This window comes from Pseudomonas viridiflava, assembly GCF_900184295.1.
Classification (GTDB): domain Bacteria; phylum Pseudomonadota; class Gammaproteobacteria; order Pseudomonadales; family Pseudomonadaceae; genus Aquipseudomonas; species Aquipseudomonas viridiflava.
In genome coordinates, this window is the sequence record NZ_LT855380.1 from 3,217,404 (window position 1) to 3,235,769 (window position 18,366).

General features: G+C 53.6%; 14 protein-coding genes. 7 read left to right on the forward strand and 7 right to left on the reverse strand.

What is annotated here, in order from left to right; all coding sequences use genetic code 11:
• Positions 1–68: 68 nt before the first annotated feature.
• On the reverse strand, positions 69–1,091 hold the full coding sequence (locus tag CFBP1590_RS14480; RefSeq protein ID WP_025993028.1) for a zinc-dependent alcohol dehydrogenase family protein: 1,023 nt from the start codon (positions 1,089–1,091) through the stop codon (positions 69–71).
• 318 nt (positions 1,092–1,409) lie between these two features.
• On the opposite strand from CFBP1590_RS14480, the gene CFBP1590_RS14485 reads away from it, so the two are divergent.
• On the forward strand, positions 1,410–2,324 hold the full coding sequence (locus CFBP1590_RS14485) for a LysR family transcriptional regulator (protein ID WP_088235334.1): 915 nt from the start codon (positions 1,410–1,412) through the stop codon (positions 2,322–2,324).
• A 249-nt stretch (positions 2,325–2,573) separates the two neighbouring features.
• On the opposite strand, the gene queD is transcribed toward CFBP1590_RS14485, so the two are convergent.
• From queD to dbpB (CFBP1590_RS14500), 3 genes are read right to left on the reverse strand one after another with little or no spacing between them, the layout of a single operon-like run.
• Complete coding sequence (queD, locus tag CFBP1590_RS14490) at positions 2,574–2,936, reverse strand: 6-carboxytetrahydropterin synthase QueD (RefSeq protein WP_088235335.1); 363 nt, start codon at positions 2,934–2,936, stop codon at positions 2,574–2,576.
• A gap of 44 nt (positions 2,937–2,980) precedes the next feature.
• On the reverse strand, positions 2,981–3,418 hold the full coding sequence (locus CFBP1590_RS14495) for a hypothetical protein (RefSeq protein ID WP_088235336.1): 438 nt from the start codon (positions 3,416–3,418) through the stop codon (positions 2,981–2,983).
• Positions 3,419–3,451: 33 nt separating this feature from the next.
• Positions 3,452–4,507 (reverse strand): DGQHR domain-containing protein DpdB, encoded by a 1,056-nt coding sequence (gene dbpB / locus CFBP1590_RS14500; protein ID WP_231991721.1) that lies wholly within the window; start codon positions 4,505–4,507, stop codon positions 3,452–3,454.
• Between the two features lie 188 nt (positions 4,508–4,695).
• Between dbpB (CFBP1590_RS14500) and CFBP1590_RS14505 the strand changes: the two genes are divergently transcribed.
• The 6 genes from CFBP1590_RS14505 (at position 4,696) to queE (ending at position 10,515) form a co-directional block, all read left to right on the forward strand.
• Positions 4,696–5,622 (forward strand): hypothetical protein, encoded by a 927-nt coding sequence (locus CFBP1590_RS14505; protein WP_088235338.1) that lies wholly within the window; start codon positions 4,696–4,698, stop codon positions 5,620–5,622.
• The gene (dbpB, locus tag CFBP1590_RS14510; RefSeq protein ID WP_088235339.1) at positions 5,619–6,740 is read left to right on the forward strand and encodes a DGQHR domain-containing protein DpdB; all 1,122 of its coding nucleotides are present in this window, start codon (positions 5,619–5,621) and stop codon (positions 6,738–6,740) included. The genes CFBP1590_RS14505 and dbpB (CFBP1590_RS14510) overlap by 4 nt, the downstream gene beginning before the upstream one ends.
• Positions 6,737–8,035, forward strand: a complete 1,299-nt coding sequence (dpdA, locus tag CFBP1590_RS14515) for a tRNA-guanine transglycosylase DpdA (protein WP_088235340.1) — start codon at positions 6,737–6,739, stop codon at positions 8,033–8,035. Before dbpB (CFBP1590_RS14510) ends, dpdA begins: the two co-directional genes overlap by 4 nt.
• On the forward strand, positions 8,032–9,087 hold the full coding sequence (gene dbpB / locus CFBP1590_RS14520) for a DGQHR domain-containing protein DpdB (RefSeq protein ID WP_088235341.1): 1,056 nt from the start codon (positions 8,032–8,034) through the stop codon (positions 9,085–9,087). Before dpdA ends, dbpB (CFBP1590_RS14520) begins: the two co-directional genes overlap by 4 nt.
• A gap of 27 nt (positions 9,088–9,114) precedes the next feature.
• The gene (queC, locus tag CFBP1590_RS14525; RefSeq protein WP_088235342.1) at positions 9,115–9,816 is read left to right on the forward strand and encodes a 7-cyano-7-deazaguanine synthase QueC; all 702 of its coding nucleotides are present in this window, start codon (positions 9,115–9,117) and stop codon (positions 9,814–9,816) included.
• A 63-nt stretch (positions 9,817–9,879) separates the two neighbouring features.
• Positions 9,880–10,515, forward strand: a complete 636-nt coding sequence (gene queE, locus CFBP1590_RS14530) for a 7-carboxy-7-deazaguanine synthase (protein WP_088235343.1) — start codon at positions 9,880–9,882, stop codon at positions 10,513–10,515.
• A gap of 498 nt (positions 10,516–11,013) precedes the next feature.
• Here queE and dpdD read toward each other — a convergent pair whose 3' ends face one another.
• From dpdD to dpdJ, 3 genes are read right to left on the reverse strand one after another with little or no spacing between them, the layout of a single operon-like run.
• A complete protein-coding gene (gene dpdD / locus CFBP1590_RS14535; RefSeq protein WP_088235344.1) occupies positions 11,014–13,260 on the reverse strand; it encodes a protein DpdD in 2,247 nt (748 codons plus the stop codon).
• The gene (gene dpdK, locus CFBP1590_RS14540) at positions 13,257–13,790 is read right to left on the reverse strand and encodes a phospholipase D-like domain-containing protein DpdK (RefSeq protein ID WP_088235345.1); all 534 of its coding nucleotides are present in this window, start codon (positions 13,788–13,790) and stop codon (positions 13,257–13,259) included. The genes dpdD and dpdK overlap by 4 nt, the downstream gene beginning before the upstream one ends.
• Positions 13,787–18,355 (reverse strand): protein DpdJ, encoded by a 4,569-nt coding sequence (gene dpdJ, locus CFBP1590_RS14545; protein WP_197697507.1) that lies wholly within the window; start codon positions 18,353–18,355, stop codon positions 13,787–13,789. The genes dpdK and dpdJ overlap by 4 nt, the downstream gene beginning before the upstream one ends.
• Positions 18,356–18,366: the final 11 nt, after the last annotated feature.

Here is an 18,366-nt window from a genome sequence, read left to right on the forward strand (position 1 = left end):
AAACTTCAATTGAAAAAGCCTTCCTTAACAGGAAGGCTTCAGGACAACGTTCATTGAATCGTACGTAATCAGTCAGATTCGATCTCAAGCACCGCACGCCCACCAATCGGACAGGTGTCCATGTATCGGTGCGCCTGAACCACCTGCTCGAACGGGAAGCTGCGGGTCTGCAACGGAGCCAGCACGCGGTCGGCAGTCAGTTGGTTGAGGTCCTGCAGCGCACGCTTCAGCGCTTCCTCGTCCTGAGTAATGCCCAGTTCCGGCTTGCCGGTGAAGTTGCCCAGGCAATGAACGTAAAACTGGATGTTCTTCTGGAAGGCAGCGCAGGCCGGGAAAGGTGTCTGGTTGCCACCTTGCAGACCGTAGAGCACCAGACTGCCTCGCGGCGCCAGCACATCACCCATCAACGACATCTGTGGGCCACCCAGGCCATCGAAGACCGCATCGACGCCACGGTTATCGGTGTACTTGTTGATCGCCATCAACAGGTCCTGTTCTTCGGTCACAACGACCTTCTCGGCGCCCAGAGACAGCAGGTAATCGCGAGCATCTTCCGTCTTGGTCGCCGCGATGACACGTACACCCAGCGCCTTGCCCAACTGCACGAAGGAAGGTCCGGCACAGTGGCTTGCATCGGTCACCAGCACGTACTGACCCGCCTTGACCCGTGCCAGATCGACATAGGCAAAGTAAGCCACCAGATACGACGTGTAATGCACACTGGCCTGAACCGGCGTCAACACATCCGGGTAACGGACCAGCGCCTTGCGCGGCAGCACAATGGACTCGCCGTACACCGGATGCTCGTTGGCGTCCGCTGCGGGGAAGCTGGCCACCTTGTCGCCAACGCGCAGGTCATCGACACCCTCGCCCAGCGCAGTCACCACGCCGGCCATTTCGTACCCCAGACCGGCTGGTAAGCGAGCATGGGTGGAAGCCAGATTTTGTCGCCAGAGAACGTCATACCAGCTGACACCGATCGCCTGGACGCGCACTTGCACCTCACCGGGTGCAGGCAACGCGTCGGGGTGCTCTTCGATCTTGAGCACCTCGGCTGGGCCAAACTGGTTAAAACGGATCATGCGGGACATTGAGAACCTCGCCTCGTAAACCTTGATGCCACAAACTCTATCCGGGCATTGCCGGTAACACTATCAGTGGCTATTAATAGTCGACATGCCTGTCATCGATTGTCCCTGAAAGGCTGCACAGCTTGCCGGACAACGCTTGTGCGGCGATTCGCAGATGGCGGCCATTGTTCGCATGTCGACGAAACATTGCAACCCATGTGGGCATTTAACGCAGGTCAATGATCTTTCTGTTAATTTTTGATTCGTGAAATCGACGTTTGCTCGTACTATCGCACCCTGCCCCCGCTTCCATTCGACACATGGCCCGAGACCCTTCGTATGAATCGCAACGACCTGCGTCGCGTCGACCTCAACCTGCTCATCGTCTTTGAAACACTGATGCATGAACGAAGCGTGACGCGCGCGGCGGAGAAACTGTTCCTCGGCCAACCGGCCATCAGCGCCGCCCTGTCGCGACTGCGAGGGCTGTTCGACGATCCGCTGTTCGTCCGCACCGGCCGCAGCATGGAGCCCACCGCACGCGCCACCGAGATCTTCGGCCTGCTCTCGCCGGCGCTGGACTCCATCTCCACAGCCGTCAGCCGCGCTTCGGAGTTCGACCCGGCCACCAGCACCTCGGTATTCCGAATCGGCCTGTCCGACGACGTCGAATTCGCCCTGCTGCCCACCCTGCTCAAACGCTTGCGCTCGGAAGCGCCGGGCATCGTACTGGTCATCCGACGGGTCAATTACATCCTGATGCCGCCCCTGCTGGCATCGGGCGAAATCTCGGTCGGCGTCAGCTACACCCAGGACCTGCCCGCCAACGCCAAGCGCAAGGTCCTGCGCCGCAGCAAGCCGCAACTGCTGCGCGCCGACTCGATCCCCGGTCCACTGAGCCTCGACGACTTCTGCGCCCGCCCCCACGCCCTCGTGTCCTTCGCAGGCGACCTGAGCGGATTCATCGACGAGCACCTGGAACAACTGGACCGCAAACGCCATGTCGTCCTCGCCGTCCCGCAGTTCAATGGCCTGGCCACACTACTGACCGGCACCGACATCATCGCCACCGTTCCGGATTATGCCGCGCAGGTGTTGACTGCAGCCGGTGGTGTAAGGGCTGAAGAGCTGCCGATTGAAACGCGTACGTTTGAATTGCACATGGCGTGGCGTGGGGCGCAGGACAATGATCCGGGGGAGCGGTGGTTGCGGTCGCGGATTCAGATGTTTTTTGGCGATCCTGAGAGTCTTTAGGCGTGGCTGGGCAGGCTGTTAAGCTGATCATTTCTGGCTTTTCATAGACCATGGAGGCCTACCCACTTCCATAGGATGAGACACTTGGGGGCATATCTGAGGGCATGCTATGTATGGGTGAAAAAGCATGCCCCCAGCCTGAGGTCGAATGCATGCCAGTCTAGCTAAGCAAGGTTCTATCAGCATCAAGCCATCTTTTTCATACAGTAGAAGCTCACTGTGAGTTCTATGTTCTCTAAGCGAGAGTGATTACACCTCCGGACCTCTATAGATACACCCACTTGTACATGTCTCGTGAATACGTACTGCGGATAGATCTGGAAGCAATGGCTTGAGCTCTTGCCAAACCCAGACCGCTATGACCTCGCTCGTCGGATTTTCCAGACCAGGAATATCATTTAGATAGTTATGATCTAATCGCTCATACAGCGGCGCGAAAATCTCCTTTATCTCGGAAAAATCCCTGACCCAACCCGACGTTTTATCGACAGCGCCCTCAATATAAATTGCAATACGAAAGGAATGACCATGCAGGCGCCCACACTTGTGCCCTTCTGGAACATTGGGCAGTCGATGAGCAGCCTCAAAAACGAACTCTTTAAAAATCTCCACTGGTGCCTCCCGTATCTCACGCGACAAAAAACCAAACAACTAAGCTAAACCTTCCAAGACTCAAGATCGACGCATAACGTTTCAAATAAAAACTCTACAACTTTGGCTCGCCCCTCACCCAACGCTGATGCAATGGTGATCACAGAAACCAAAATGGAGTTAACAGTGTGCAAATCGGCGACATCACTGAGGCAATTCAATATTTCTTCGAATTTCCCCAACATAGCGGCTTGGGAAAAATTTAATGCCCGCACCACATGGGTAGATGGCGTTAGATAGAGAATATTCGCACGCGTCCGCAAACCGTAGGCTTCAGTCAGCATGCCATACCCTTCCGAAGGGAAAGCTTCGTCCTGCCCTGCAAGCCTTCTCAATGCCTCCTGAAAAGCCATGGACAGATGAAGAATGACTTCAGAGAACTCTTTTACACTGGCGTCACTGGCCAGGGCTGGAGACAGATCCGAGGAAACCAAAGTAGTCATAACGCCTCCTAAATATTAGTATATGAGCACCAGTTAGCTAGGTACGAGTTCCGAACTTCGAACCACCCTAGTCAAATGATCAGTTAAAAGATGAATATCACCATGTAAATTCTGAACGCCATTCCATGGCCGGCTACCTGTTTTAAAGGACCACTCTCCCGAACCGAGCGTCCAAGCTGTATATCCTTGTAGCTTTTTAAGGCCTAACTTGAATACTGGGGCCAGTGGCGCTCCTGTAGCACACAATTGCTCCATGACGAACCCCATGGAAATAATCCCCGCGCTATGGACGAGACGAGAGCTTTTAGGAGTATGACCATGCCAAGCATTTCCAAACACCTCCTGCACCGCCTGGAAAAACTCACTGATGGCCAAGAAACACCGATCCTCACCTCCTGACAACTCAATCACCTCCCGACAGTAACCGTCAGATAGGGAGTTCATTACCAGTTTCTGGAGCGACGTATCACCGATGACCCCTAAGGGGTTGGTATGCTGCTTAATCTGTCCCTGCAAAGAAGATCGATCGTCATAATTCAGCATTTCCACGATGCGGGCTGCGCGGGCGCGGGCGGTCATTCTGAATGGAAGACCGCTGACAGACGGGAGTAGTTCATATACCAGCGACTTTGGTAATGGACTGGTGTTGTTGACAAGAATGAATTGCCGGCGAAGTTCTTCCTGATTCTCACACACAAGGGCAGACACCAGTAACTGGAACGAACTCCCCTCGAGCCCAGCTAACGCAGATAGGCGCTGCTGACCATCCACAACGAACCCAGGAGGGCCGGATGAAATATCTACCTCAATTTCTGCATAGGCTCCATGTCCTTCCACCACCCGGACTCCACTGGTAAACGCTAATACCACAGCATTGGGCATTACCGCATCGGGGCGGGAGAGGTAGTCGCGGATCTCTCGTATGTGCTTGGACACCTGTGGCCGCTGGAAGCCATGAAGGGCGCCACGATCATCACGCTTGACTCGATCGATGCTAGCGATCGCCAAAATCTGCTCTACGGTAGCCGCAAACGATACCACTTGGTGGGTTGGGCTCTGTAACGCCTTGATTGCGCTGAACTTAAGCAATGAATCTCTTCCTTCATCGAACGGCCCCCAGAGAGGGGGTAGCAGCAGTATTGAGGCTCTTATACCAACCCTTCCGCATAAAAACCAGCCTAAGCACATTGGCCCATACAGTTATTAAATGGTAAATTGTCAGCCTCAGATAAATGCAACACCCGTCAAAACAGGCCTACAGTTTTCCCATGAGAACCGTGATCATCACCAGCTGCACCAATCGAAAACGTCTCGACGGCCTGCCGCCGGTGGTGCTGAACGACGAGTGTTATTCATCGATTGCAGCCATGGCAAAGGCGTGGAAGGGACAAATAGACAAACGTCCCACCACTCTGAAGGCATCTTCACTCTACGTAGGCAGAAGCGTTTCTGACGCGAGGCGCGTAGCAACGAAGCTGGCCGCGAAGCTAATGTTTGCGTCGACGGGCTTAGGGTTGATTGAAGGCGATCGGAGATGTCCACCGTACAACCTGACGGTGGCTCAGGATCCGAATTCTATCATCCCACATCTCGAAAAATTGGGTGTGCGCTCATCAGATTGGTGGGAAGCCGTGAATGTCACCCAATCAAAGGGAGGTGCCCTAGCGGACCTTGTAAGCCAACCCGACATCGACTTGGTGCTCATTGCCCTTTCTTCAAACTATGTGCAGTTGATAGGCAAAGACCTCGGAAAAGTCAGGGACACGCAGATCGACAAGCTCAGAATATTCACTTCGCGCCCAGGCATCGAGATGCTTCCCAGCCATTTACGACGCATCGCGATGCCTTATGACGAACGCCTTGAAACCTCAACACTACCGGGCACTCGCAACGATTTCCCTCAGAGAGCCCTGCGTCATTTCATTGAAATTCTTGAACTGTCGAGTGCTCCTGCTGAGATAGCTCGAAAGAGCGTCAGCGCGGCGATGGACGTTTTATCTCTAGCAAAAACGACCATCCGGCGGCGCGCATCGGACAGTGAAATTGCTTACATGCTTGAGTGTGTGTGGGCTGACTACCAAGGCAGTTCCACCCGATTGTTACGCTACTTAAGGGACGACGCCCTGGTGTCGTGCGAGCAATCGCGCTTTCGGAGGATCTGGCAGGACATCAAAGGTCAAGACAGCATAGAGAGCAAAGCATGACGAGCGAAGATGCGATTGTGGTGCGTGCGCTACGCACCACGCAAGGCGACAACCTTGATGTGTATGCATTATTCATCAGGGGATCTGACCTGGTCCGAATTGCCGACATCAGCCGCCTGTCGCGCGAAGACAGCAGTCCCCTCAAGGGTTTTCAGCGCCCCGAGATTAAGAGTCATGTCAAAGGGATCACTGAGTACCTCAATCAGGGAAATGTACTTTTCCCCAATGCAATTATCTTAGCGCTGTCTCCTGACCTGCGCTTTGTTGCTGCACGCGGTAGCAAGCCGACAGGCGATGCGGGGCTTTCGCAAGCGGGTACGCTGACGATCCCTATCAGGGAGGAAGGAATGAGGTCTGCCTGGATCGTGGACGGGCAACAGCGCTCATTGGCGTTGGCGAAAGCGGCCAATTCGGATCTTCCTGTGCCCGTGATCGGTTTTGTGTCCGACAGCCTGACCACCCAGCGCGAGCAATTTATTTTGGTCAACAAGGCAAAACCGTTGCCCACTCGACTGATCAACGAACTACTGCCGGAGACAGGCAGCATCCTTTTGCCCCGCGAACTGAGTGCTCGCAAGGCACCAGCTGAGTTGTGCGGCCTTCTTAGTCGTGACCCAAACTCCCCTTTCCACAAACTCATAAAGCGGTCGTCCGAGCAAAATAGCAAAGCAGTGATCACTGACACCGCTGTAATAACGATGATCCGCAATAGCATCAGTAATCCGTTGGGGGCGTTGGCTCCCTACACCTCCAGCATCGACGGAGCGGCGAACGTTGAGTCAATGTACAACCTACTGACGACCTTCTGGCGAGCAGTGCGTGACACGTTTCCTGAGGCATGGGCACTTGAATCCAAGAACAGTCGACTCATGCACTCAGCGGGGATCATCGCCATGGGCGTGCTTATGGATCGGATCTACGCCAAAATCGGTGGTCAGCGCGAAACCTACGAAGCCGTGGTACAAGAACTGGCCAGAGTCGCCCCTTACTGCGCATGGACAACAGGCCAGTGGCCGATGATTAATGTCCAGTGGAATGAAATCCAAAGCACCCCTCAAGATATCAAGGCGCTGCAAGAAACCTTGATCCGCCTCTATATGACCAGCGCTCACCAATGAAATTTTTATACGCCGACACTCAGGACTACGTAGACCCGGACTACGATTTCATCAACGATCGAAATGCGCCGGGCCGGAAGAGATACTGGGATGACCAGTATGCGCACGAAATGATGACCCCTGTCCCCTATGATGGGCTCTTGGTCTCGATGAGTGCAGTGCGACCTGCAAATGGTGTCGCTAATTCAAAAGTTCGGTACTCGACTTCCGAGCAGCAACGCTTCCTCAGAGAAGGCGCGCGCAAATTTCTACGACTTGATGGCATTCAGTTCAAAGATACGATGGTCCTAGGTGACTGCGGGGCTTTCGCCTATGTAGAGCACCCTACACCTGCGTATAGCCCAAGCGAAGTAGTAGAGTTCTACTCAGATGCAGGATTCACCCACGGTTGCTCGCCGGACCACATCATATTCAACTGCGACTCCAGCAATCCTCCAGCTCTGAGCCAGTCGGAAGATGTGCTGTTTCGGTACGAAATTACGCTCAAAAATGCGCAAGAGTTTCTGCGTTTAGTGAAGGAGGCGGAATGGCCTTTCGAACCTCTTGGAGCGGTACAGGGTTGGTCTCCTCAAAGCATGGCGAACGCTGCAAAACAACTCGAAGACATGGGGTATCGCTACTTAGCGATCGGAGGTCTAGTACCTTTGAAAGTCGATCAAATCCATGAGGTTCTGAAAGAGCTTCGAGCGGTCCTTAAGCCCGAGACAAATATTCATCTGCTGGGGTTTGCTAAAGCCGAGAACATCCATGAGTTCACCGGATATGGCATTACCAGTTTTGACTCAACCTCCCCCCTTATACGCGCATTTAAAGATGCGAAGTGTAATTACTACATGGGCAACAACACGAATAAACTGGATTACTACACAGCTATCCGCATTCCTCAGGCGATTGAAAATCCACGCCTGATGCAAGGAATAAAAAAAGGTACTTTGAGCGCAGAAGAGTTACAAATCAAAGAAAAAGCAGCGTTGCTAGCGATTCGCGACTACGATAAAAACCTGCTCGACTTTGATTCAACTTTAGCCGTGCTGGTAGACTATCTCCGACTGACTCTTTCCGGCTCAATATCGTCATCATTAGAAATGGAAAAAGAAATCGCCAAGCACGTCCGACTAATCTCACCCACGCTGAGAGATAAACCGTGGCAAAAATGCCAATGTTCGATTTGTCAGCAAGCGGGTATCGAAACTATTATCTTTCGAGCCAGCAATCGAAACAAAAGACGCGGATTTCATAACTTAGGCGTGTACCACCGCCACCTTCAGAAAACTCTGGAACTTTCGAAACAATGATTTATCGATTTAAGGGTGTACGCGCCCAACAGGCCTTCGGGCATGATGTATTTTCGTTTGCGGCCACTCCAAATGAAATTTTAGAGTTTTCTGAAATTGAGAGAGTCGGCCGCGATGAAGAAGGTCACCTCAAAGGCTTTCAGCGCCATCAAGTCGCGTCGCACATCAGAGATATTCGTGACTATCTTCAGCGCGACGATGCATTGCTTCCTAACGCAATTATCTTGGCCTTTCTGGATGGAGTAACGATTAAAGATCTCGGCGAGGGTATTGTAGAAATCGTTATTGATACTGCCGAATCCAAGCCAGGCTTCGTGGTCGATGGACAACAACGACTCAGTGCCCTTGCGACGATGGAGAAACCTGGATTCCAGGTATTCGTATCTGCATTGATTTGTAAAGATTACAACGAGTTGCGGCAGCAGTTTGTACTCGTCAACAATACTCGACCGCTGCCAAAATCGCTGATCTATGAGCTTTTACCGACTGTTGACGGCCTGCCAGAACGGTTCACCAGTCGTAAATTTGCTGCTCGCATTATTGATTTGTTGAATTTTCTGCCTAACTCCTCTCTATTTGGCGAGATCAAGCAACATACGAATCCCAAAGGAGTACTAAGCGACATGGCGATGCAGAAGTTCGTGATGAATTCTGCGAATGATGGCGCGATTCGTAGCTTCATGAAGTTTGATGACTTTGAGGGGCGCAGCATCGAACTTATCAATAACTTCTTCCATGCCGTGCGTGTAGTTTTCAAATCGGAATGGGAAGGACTAGCGCCCAGGAATTCACGTTTGAAGCACGGGGCGGGTCTGGTTTCTTTGAGCTTCGTTATGGAGTTGCTTTACTCCGATCAAGGCACAACCAGCAAGGAAGGCTTTATCAAAGGTTTAAAACTTTTGAAACCTCATACAGCATGGACAAGTGGTGATTGGCACATTTCTGAAACCGACCGCCGCCCCTGGAATGGTATCCAGAACACGCCCACTGATATCGGATTGCTCACTAAGTATCTGACCGAAAAACTCAAGCAAGAATTGAAACGCCGCTAAATCAGACCCAGTTCCGAGGAGAGCAGTATGCACACCAAAGCCTTAGTTCTTTTTTCAGGCGGACAAGATTCAACCACCTGCCTTGCCTGGGGGCTGGAACGTTACGAGCATGTCGAGACCATTGGCTTTGATTATGGCCAGAGGCATCGAATCGAACTCGAATGTCGGCTGAATATCTTGCAGGAGGTACGTAACAGATTTCCGAACTGGGCCCAGCGTCTCGGTGAGGATCACGTTCTTGACCTCAAATTACTCGGCCAGATCAGCGATACCGCGATGACCGCTGAGAAAACCATTGAGTTTGAAAAGAATGGACTTCCCAATACGTTTGTACCCGGTAGGAATCTGCTGTTTTTGACGTTCGCAGCCACTATTGCCTACCGACGGGGCCTCACAGTGCTGGTCGGGGGAATGTGCGAAACCGACTACTCAGGCTACCCAGACTGCCGGGACAACACCCTTAAAGCCACCCAGGTGGCCTTGAGTCTCGGAATGGACACTCCCGTGATCATTGAAACCCCCTTGATGTGGCTCGACAAAGCTCAGACCTGGCGTTTGGCTGAAAACCTAGGCGGTCAAGATTTTGTTAGCCTGATTCAAGAAGAGTCCCACACCTGCTACCTCGGGACTAGACAGCTTAAACACGAATGGGGCTACGGGTGTGGAACGTGCCCAGCCTGCGAACTGCGCAAAACTGGGTATGAGCAGTACATTCAAGAACGAGATTGACGATGGTTCAGCGGTGGCGGATCAATGCACTCGCCGCCTATTTGAATCAGATGAGTAAATAAAATGACTTACAGCATCAAAGAAATGTTTTATACCCTTCAAGGGGAAGGCAACCAAGCGGGTCGACCCGCGGTATTCTGCCGATTTGCTGGATGCAACCTCTGGTCCGGACGAGAACAGGACAGAGCAAACGCGGTCTGCACATTCTGCGACACCGATTTTGTGGGAACAGATGGTGAAGGTGGGGGTAAATTCAAAAACGCTGAAGCCCTCGCCCATGCCATTGATTCGTTCTGGCCTATATCCCATCAACATCATAAATATGTGGTATTAACCGGCGGAGAACCTTTGCTTCAGGTCGATGACGCATTGATTGCCGCTCTGCATGAGTTAGACTTCACGATTTCCGTAGAGACGAATGGAACTATCGCACCACCCAAAGGTATTGACTGGATCTGTGTAAGCCCAAAATCCACCGCACAACTAAAGATAACTAAAGGTGACGAATTAAAACTTGTATTCCCGCAGCCCGACTCGATGCCCAATCAATTTGAGCACCTAGACTTCAAAAACTTCTACCTCCAACCAATGGACAACCAAAATAAAAAAAATAATATTGAGGAAACCATCAAATACTGCAAAAGCAATCCTAAATGGCGTCTAGGCTTGCAACAACATAAAATACTAAAAATACCTTAAACCACCAATAGACCTTCATAACCAACCACAAACACCTCACCACAAAAACTACAAGAACCATTAAAAATTATAAAAAACAAAACGCTAGTTAGCAAGACACTAAAAAATTTAAAGCTCGCGCCCAACCAACACAATATAAACCTCAATACAACACCGATAACAACGAGCGATGTCGTGCAAACCAAGAAACACCAGCGATATTCGTTGAATATCTCTTAGCCCTCAAGCACCTCCATCTGCTAGAAATTAAAAAATATCCCACCTCTATTCATTGACATTTAGATTAATAGGACTGCCACTACATCAAAAATATTCTATAATAATTACTTATAAGCTGTCTTTTTAGTTCACGCACATCGCGACTAACAACGTCCCTGCCTGCAGAGCATCCAAATTTTTTATCATCCACTCCCCCTTCCAAAACTCCACAGGCATAGAGTCAATTAGTTTTCTCGCCGCCCCCCCCCCCAACCTGCAGTTTTTCGATGCTTAAATGCTTCACCCCAGCCTTTCGAGTTCCGTCAACACACAACTTAAAATGCTGGCACTTCCCTTCCCCATGGGGAGCAGGGTTTGCAGGTCGCCGCGTGCTTCCTTCGCCGCGTAATAGGCCTGGTGCTTACTGCTTCTCCAAGCAAAAACGAAGATATCGGCGGTTACCGCCAGATGCTTAAGCCTGTCAGTTGCTACCACGTCGGCATTCAACTCTACCCGTGCCAATGGCAAGAGCATTCGCAGAAATTGACGCGCACGCTGCCCGGCGGATTCAGTCAGCGTATAGATGCCGATTAAACCGTCGAAATCAGCATGCGCAGTTTCCGCATGCCCCTCTTCCTGAAAGGAAAAGGACTCCAGCAAGTTGGTACAACTGTAATCCTTTGCCAGTAGAGACAGGATTGCATGTTGAGTCGGCTTGAGACGATGATTCTGGGTGCGCGCCAACTCCACGACTGCCATAAAAAACCGCAGTCGCGATTCACTGTCTGGAGATCCATGCAGGGCCAGCATTTCAGCTGCATTCAGCGCCCAGTCGATGTTACTGGGAGTACTGTTCGCGGTAATTATTTCAGAGTAGGCATCGAGCGCTTCGGCGTAGTCGTCCTTCGAGGGACCAAGGCTGACCAACGCCTGTACGAGAGCAGAGACCAATTCGAGTTCATTGGCCGAGACCACCCCATTCCATGCAACGATGCGGATTAGCATAGTGTAAAGCGGTATGAAGCCACGCACTGGATGTGCCAAGCGATCGACAAAGAACTCCACCAGGACGCCGAAGGCATCGCGAAACACACATTCTGCCTCACCGCTCGCGTTGCCGATCTTCTCGGCCAACTGACGGCAGGCCTCTGGATCCGAAGCATAGGCCTCAGCACTCCAACGCGTGAGTGCCTCCTCCAGGATCTGCAGTGGAGGACGCTCACAGCGCCCGGCTTCAACATAGCGAACCCAGGACATCCAATCGGTGTCAGGACGTTCTTGTGACGCTTCTGACGGCTCTGACTGTAACTGCTGCAGTCTGCTCAAATCACGTTTTGTCCATGTTGCACGCGCGGCTTCGGGTGCATTATCCACCGCTTCGAGCACCCGCCGAGTGGTTTCAATATCCTCTAGTTCCACTGCGCAACGCAGCATGGCACTGTACGTCCAAGCGCTGGGGAAGGATTCAAACGACAACTGCAGCGCCAACTCATAGTCGTCATCGGCTAAGGCTTGACGTGCCAATTCAAAGACATCGGAACGCAACGACGGGGCAGGCTCCAAACGGCTGGACCAATACTCGATCAGTTCTGGCCCGGCTTGAGCCGGATAAGCGGCAGCAATGGCCCTGCAACGCGCCACATTCGGTTCGTCCTGCACAAGTTCATAAAGCAGGAAGGCCTTCAGTACATTAGGTTGACGAACACCTTTCCGTTCCTTAAACAGCGGGCCGAAGTGACGCACGATGTCATTTCGAAAAACGGTCAGGATGGTTTCGACATTCGGGTCATCCTCGATGGCTGCGATATAAGTTGCATAAAGCGCCTCGACCAAGTCGGTGATGGTCTGAGCAGGTAAAGACAGACCTAGAACAGACTTGATCAGCGAGTAATCGTGCGCCAGTTGAAACTGGCGACCGAGGCCGGCCAGCATGCGAATATCCAAATACTTGTGCTGTTCAACATCAATACGGCCGCTGGCAACCAATTCGTGGCGTAAATATTGAGCATCTGCCTCGTTACCGGCCAGTAGCGCCCGATCAAACTCAGCACGGATCTTGCCGAACGGCCGTTGCGTGCGGTCAGGGATGTCTGGGCGGCGGCGCAGCAAACTAAGATACAACTGCAAGGATTGTGTAACATCGCCGCGCGCTGCCGCATTCACTGGTCGCAAGCAGAATACGAAACGGCCAAAGCGTTTCTGCAAGGCACACTCGAGTTCGTCGCCAGAATCGACCTGCAGTGGTTGGCCACGGAAATCGCTGTAACTTGGGCCGACAACAGCTGTCAACTCCTGCACCAATGCAACTGCCGATGCCTCATTGCTAGCCATTGCATACCAATGAGACGGCCCATCAGCATCGAATACCGGCAGCACAATAGGCGATTGGTAGCCTTGAGTAACAAAAGTTGCGATCCACGGGTTTACCTGCTCCAGCCATGCCGCCGGCGCGCTACCACCGACAATGGCTTCCAAGTGCAGGGCATTGCGCCCAAAGAAAAAACGCCCTAGCCAGGACTTTTCCTGAGAGGGCAAAACGTCAATCATGCTGCCTCCCTGTAGCGGGCGAATTCAAGGCGGGTTCGACCAAGATCGTGCTGATCGAGGGAGAACTCGACCCATTCGTCATTGATCATCATGCCGTTGTAGGTCAGGTTCATTGAACCCATCAACAGGCAACGCGTGAGCAGGATGCCCTTGGTATGCAATTGGCCGTGGATGTGCACCGCGAATTGATCTTCCAGACTATGCTCACGAGTCAAATCGGCGATCCGGGTACGAAAAGCATCGTTGCTGGCTTCGTTACGGGTGACGATATGCACTTTTGTACCGTAATTCATCAGAGTCACAAGGACATCGGCGAGGCGGATCTCTCGCCTCCCCCATTCGGGATTGAGGGCATCAAAGCTACCGGACCGATTGTCGATCAAGACAACATTACTGATCCAAGGAGAAACGATCCAAATCTCGTGGCCGGGTTGCAACACTTCGGCCACGAACATAGTCTGCAATAACTCCTGGATCGTGGTGACGCCAGTGGTTTGCGTCTTGAAAATGCGCCGATGGAGAGTGTTCATTGCACTGCCTCGACGAGTTCAATATCAGCTTCGATCATTGATTGGGTTTGGCGGATGCCCTGTAGGCGGGCATAAGCGCGCAAGTAGCCGGATTCGACCGGATTGGTTACCAGTGCATTGAGCGCGGAAGCTAGGCGAACACGTTCGGTTTCCGGGCAGGTCAACGTAACTTGGCGGCCGGCGTTGAGTTGTTCGGCAGTTCGCAGCAACCAGTCACGGTCCAGCAGCGAAATGCAGACACGGTCGTCGCCGATGGTTTCCACCACTAAGAGGCGCTCGATCAAAGGCAATTCAATGAAGGGATTTCTTATCTTCAGTGCGGACTGGCGAATCGCCCGACCGCGGGGCCATAAGAGGCCATAGATAGCGCCAATGCGCCAAGCCGCGCGGTCGTTGCCTGGAGGGGAGCCGATGTCGGACACAATACGATCGATATCGTCCGATTGGCTTAGGTAATAACTCATAACGCGCAGATCGACCTCTATGCCGATACGCGCCTCCTCACTCTGCCAATGATCAAGCACTCGGGAAAGGTAGAGATCCGTCGCCGCGCCCGATCCCGGTCGCAGAACACGGTTACCAAGCGCCACTAAAAAACCGTGGAAGGGGGAAAAACCTTCCTGCAACAACTCCCGACGTAAGCGTTGGAAGGACTGTGTCATTTCTTCCTGGCTGGCGGCGGCACGGAATTGGCGCGCCAGTGCGGCGCTTTCCGAATCTCCGGTACCATTGTCCTCAGCCAGCAGGGTGACCATTTGTTTGAGTTGATGGTCGATCAACTCGAACTCGCCCATGCTCAGATTGGCGCGTACGGTAGCGAAGAAGCGGCGCGGATCTTCCGCATAGCGCCGCATAAATTCCTCGATCAGTCCGTTGCCCCCCGGACTGCGCTCGGTAAACCAAGCCTCCACCGTTTCTGAGTCAAAGCCGACGGCTTGGCCGGGGAGTGCCGGGCCGCGTTCTAAGTCGACCGTCAGGTCTTCCGGATCGATGCTCGGGCATAGGTCGGTAATCGAACGTAGAAGTGCTGCAGCAAGCGTGGAATGGTAGACCCCACGTAGCCACGGTTCCCAGCCGGAATCGATTGGCTCCCAAAGCATGGCGCCAAACTCGTGCAATTCCGCAATCACGATGGGATCGCGCAGACAGGCATCCAGTTCCTGGCGTAACTTTTCTGGACTGCCCACCGTCTCGTCGCCGCCCTGCACCTCGACCACTTGCGACTGAAATAACAGGCCCAGCACATCTGGAAGCGAGATCGATGCCTGACCCTGTCGAATAGAGGCGTCGGCCTCGGCCAAGCCGATCTGTCGGTGCATCGCTTCATAGGTCATGGCAGACAGGTAAATCTGTGCTAACCACTCGCGCATGAAGGGGCTTGCAATCATGGCCAAGCGCTCACCGCGCCAAGCAAGGTCAATGAACCGAGCACTGCGTACTGCGCGCCACTTCGCTTCGTCACCCGGAATCTGGCGTAGGTGCAAATCGGGAGGGATATCGATCTGGAACACCATACCGTCGGCGGCAAATTGCGCTCCCAGACCCACCGCTTGGTTCTCACGTTGAAACACCGTGTCGGTCCGCACCTTCTCCGCGCCAACACCAATCTCCGCCGAAGCGCCCACCGCGAAGCGTCGAATCTCTACTGGAGCATGGCGTGAGTGAGTAAAAAAGCCGATACGGGTGACGATCTCTGCCCACCGACTGCCTGCGGGCGGCGTCAGCCAGCCCGGTTCGATGGTGGCGACGATTTGGCTATGCCATTCCAAGGAGGCATTCGACGAGTCTCTCACTGCCGCCGGGGGGGATTGCGGTGCCAAGCGTACCGGGCGGTAAACTGGCAGAGCTACCGCTTTACCGCCCCGGCGTACCAGATACTCCCCTAGCAGCACGTGCTTACCGATGGCATCGACATCGAGGCCAAAGACATCGCTACAGATGCCAGATCCGCTTTGTAAGTCCGGCGACGGTGCGATCCAGTGGCGCTCAGTACGATAGCGCACTCCATAGCGCCGGCTGACGCGACCGGGCGCGAACTCGCGCAGTGCGGCGAACACTGACATTACAGATGCATTGGAAGGATTTGCCGAGTGCGACTCTGGCAGGTCGATGGCGACCTCCGCTAAATTGAGGTCAGCGAAAAGAGAACCCGGAATAAAGTCCGGTAACGGAGTGTTGAAGGCTTTGTAATCCTCCTGCGGGTTACCGTCTGCACTCCAGTGGCTCGCTAGACGCCGGAGCGCGGTCGGCAGCACAGTTGTCAACAACGGTCGCGGGTACTCCCAAAGTATTGCCGACAATTCCTCGTCAGACAGGCGCAGCGCGCGGCGCAAATAGTCGGAGAGACGCCGGCTACCCGCTTCGGTTTCAAGAACACTACGCAGTTCACGTATTAGGCGCTGACGACGCTGCGCATTTAGCTTGTCGCCACCGGCTAGGTCGCTCCAAACGCTACCTGCAGGACCGTCCTGCAGTCGCAATGCCAGATAATCTATGGTGGCATACACTGCTTGCATTCGGGTGATGTATCGGTTCGCCAAGGGCAAGGTACGGACAGGCAGTTCCGGATCGAACAGCAAGTCGTAATTCTGGTAAGCAGCGCGATCGCGACCATAATCAGACAGCACGACCGCCGTCCATGGCCGCATGCCGCGGGTGCGGCCGCCGCGACCCTTACGCTGCAGGAAGCCCGCGATTCCGCGCGGTGCCTTGTGCTGAATCACTGCACCAACGACCGGATCGTCGAAACCCACTTCTAGGACGGCAGTCGCAACAATAACTTCCGCGCTGGCGTCAACACCACGATCCTGGGAGCTAACCCGCTTGATCACTAAACGGTGCTTGAGGCCCTCATGCAAGTCTTGGCAGAAGCGCCAGTCTTGCCCGTTGGCATAGCGCAAGAGAGAGGATCCGGCCTCGCGCAGTACTGCCAAACCGCCGTCAGGCGCATGGCGCATGTCAGGGTCGCCATAGCTATTGCGTCCTTCAGCACTGAGCAAGTCGAAATACAAACGATTGATCACATCTAGGTTATCGGTGAAGACGAAGGTGCGCTGGCCAAAGACGCCTCGACTGACCGACTGTTCCGGCTGCGCGGCTTTTGGATCGAGGCAGCGCTGCAGCACCATGGCGGTCTGAATGGTTGTGGACAGCAATGCCGTGCGCGAGACCGGATCGCCGCGCAGGGCAACCATATACTCGGCACCTTCGGATTCGATCTCGTCAGTACGCGGTGACACTTCATCTACAAGGTTCGTGCGACAACCTGTTAGCGCCGCGAAGAACTGTGAAGCTTCCCGCAACGTCGCCGACAAGCCGACGAAGCGCAACGATTGATCAAGTAGCCGTTGCCAGCGCCGCATCAGATATGCGACTTGCGCACCGTGCTTACCTTCGTAAGTATGCACTTCATCCATCAACACCAGTTCCGGCGCATGCAGCGCCCTGGGACCAACGCCGAAAAGATGCATCATAGAGTTGTCCGAGAGGCGCTGGTTCAGCATCTCGGTGGTGGTGAACAGGATGTCCGGTACGGAGTTCTTGAGCGATTCCCGGGTCAGCGGGAACACAGTGCCGTCCAACACTGCTTCACAAACAGCGCACACCAAACGTTCGCGTCCCTCCTTACGATCCTTGTGTAACCAGCGCAACTCGCCGCCACAGTCAAGACAGGCAAGAGTCGGACAGACCTGATCATTACCTATTTTTGGCCACTCACAGAAATGTGCGGAAAACGGGGTATCTCCATAGAGCGCACCAACGCGAATCAACACTTGATCCTTTTGCGGTAAACCGGCTTGAAGGCTACGGGTGCGCTGCAAGACTTCGCGCAACTGATCCTTAAGCAGTTCGGTGCGGGGATACAAGGCGACCGCCTTGACCCAGCGCTCGGCCTTGCCTTCCACAAGCACATGGCGGTAAATCGATGCTAGCGCCGGTATGTAAAAGGCGAGAGTCTTACCACTGCCAGTACCCGCGCAAACGATGGTCGCCAAGTCCTTCCCAATTTCGATCGCGCGCAAAATGCGCTGAGCAGCGCGTACCTGGAAGCCGGACAGACGGACAGTGCGATTGGGGGGCGTTAGCAGCGCTTTTACAGCCGCTAGCAGCGCCGGACTTGAGGCTGCCTCACCTATCATGGTCAACGCCTGCTCGACGGAGATGTCTCGCGCCGGATAACGACGACGACGACGCAGAAAACGAAAGTCGGCAACTAAGCTAGGGGCCTGCTGCCATCCACTTGATCCTGAGTGTTTCGGGAACAGTTGCCGCAAGCGCTGCAGTAAGCGCACGGTTTCCGCCATGCGTGATCGGTAACCGATTGCGCCACCACTCCTGGGCACCTCGGCAATCCATTTGCGTCGTCGTAGTTCCTCCAAGACATCCTCAGCAGAGAAAAAGTCCTCGATGCCATTGTCGATGGCTTCGTCGATCAGGGGATTGAGCAATTCGCTGAGTTCTTCATGACTGAAGACACCATCGACGATGCCCCAGACCAGCAACCTTGCTTCACGCTCTTCGATGCGATCCAGCACCAAGGCAAGAAAACGTTCGCGTGCTTCCAAGATGACTCCGT

Coding starts and splice junctions, on each gene's coding strand:
- dpdK (WP_088235345.1), bottom strand. CDS start 13,790: ATGAACACTCTCCATCGGCGCATTTTCAAGACGCAAACCACTGGCGTC.
- dpdA (WP_088235340.1), top strand. CDS start 6,737: ATGAAATTTTTATACGCCGACACTCAGGACTACGTAGACCCGGACTAC.
- queE (WP_088235343.1), top strand. CDS start 9,880: ATGACTTACAGCATCAAAGAAATGTTTTATACCCTTCAAGGGGAAGGC.
- queC (WP_088235342.1), top strand. CDS start 9,115: ATGCACACCAAAGCCTTAGTTCTTTTTTCAGGCGGACAAGATTCAACC.
- dbpB (WP_088235339.1), top strand. CDS start 5,619: ATGACGAGCGAAGATGCGATTGTGGTGCGTGCGCTACGCACCACGCAA.
- CFBP1590_RS14495 (WP_088235336.1), bottom strand. CDS start 3,418: ATGACTACTTTGGTTTCCTCGGATCTGTCTCCAGCCCTGGCCAGTGAC.
- dbpB (WP_088235341.1), top strand. CDS start 8,032: ATGATTTATCGATTTAAGGGTGTACGCGCCCAACAGGCCTTCGGGCAT.
- CFBP1590_RS14480 (WP_025993028.1), bottom strand. CDS start 1,091: ATGTCCCGCATGATCCGTTTTAACCAGTTTGGCCCAGCCGAGGTGCTC.
- dpdD (WP_088235344.1), bottom strand. CDS start 13,260: ATGATTGACGTTTTGCCCTCTCAGGAAAAGTCCTGGCTAGGGCGTTTT.
- CFBP1590_RS14485 (WP_088235334.1), top strand. CDS start 1,410: ATGAATCGCAACGACCTGCGTCGCGTCGACCTCAACCTGCTCATCGTC.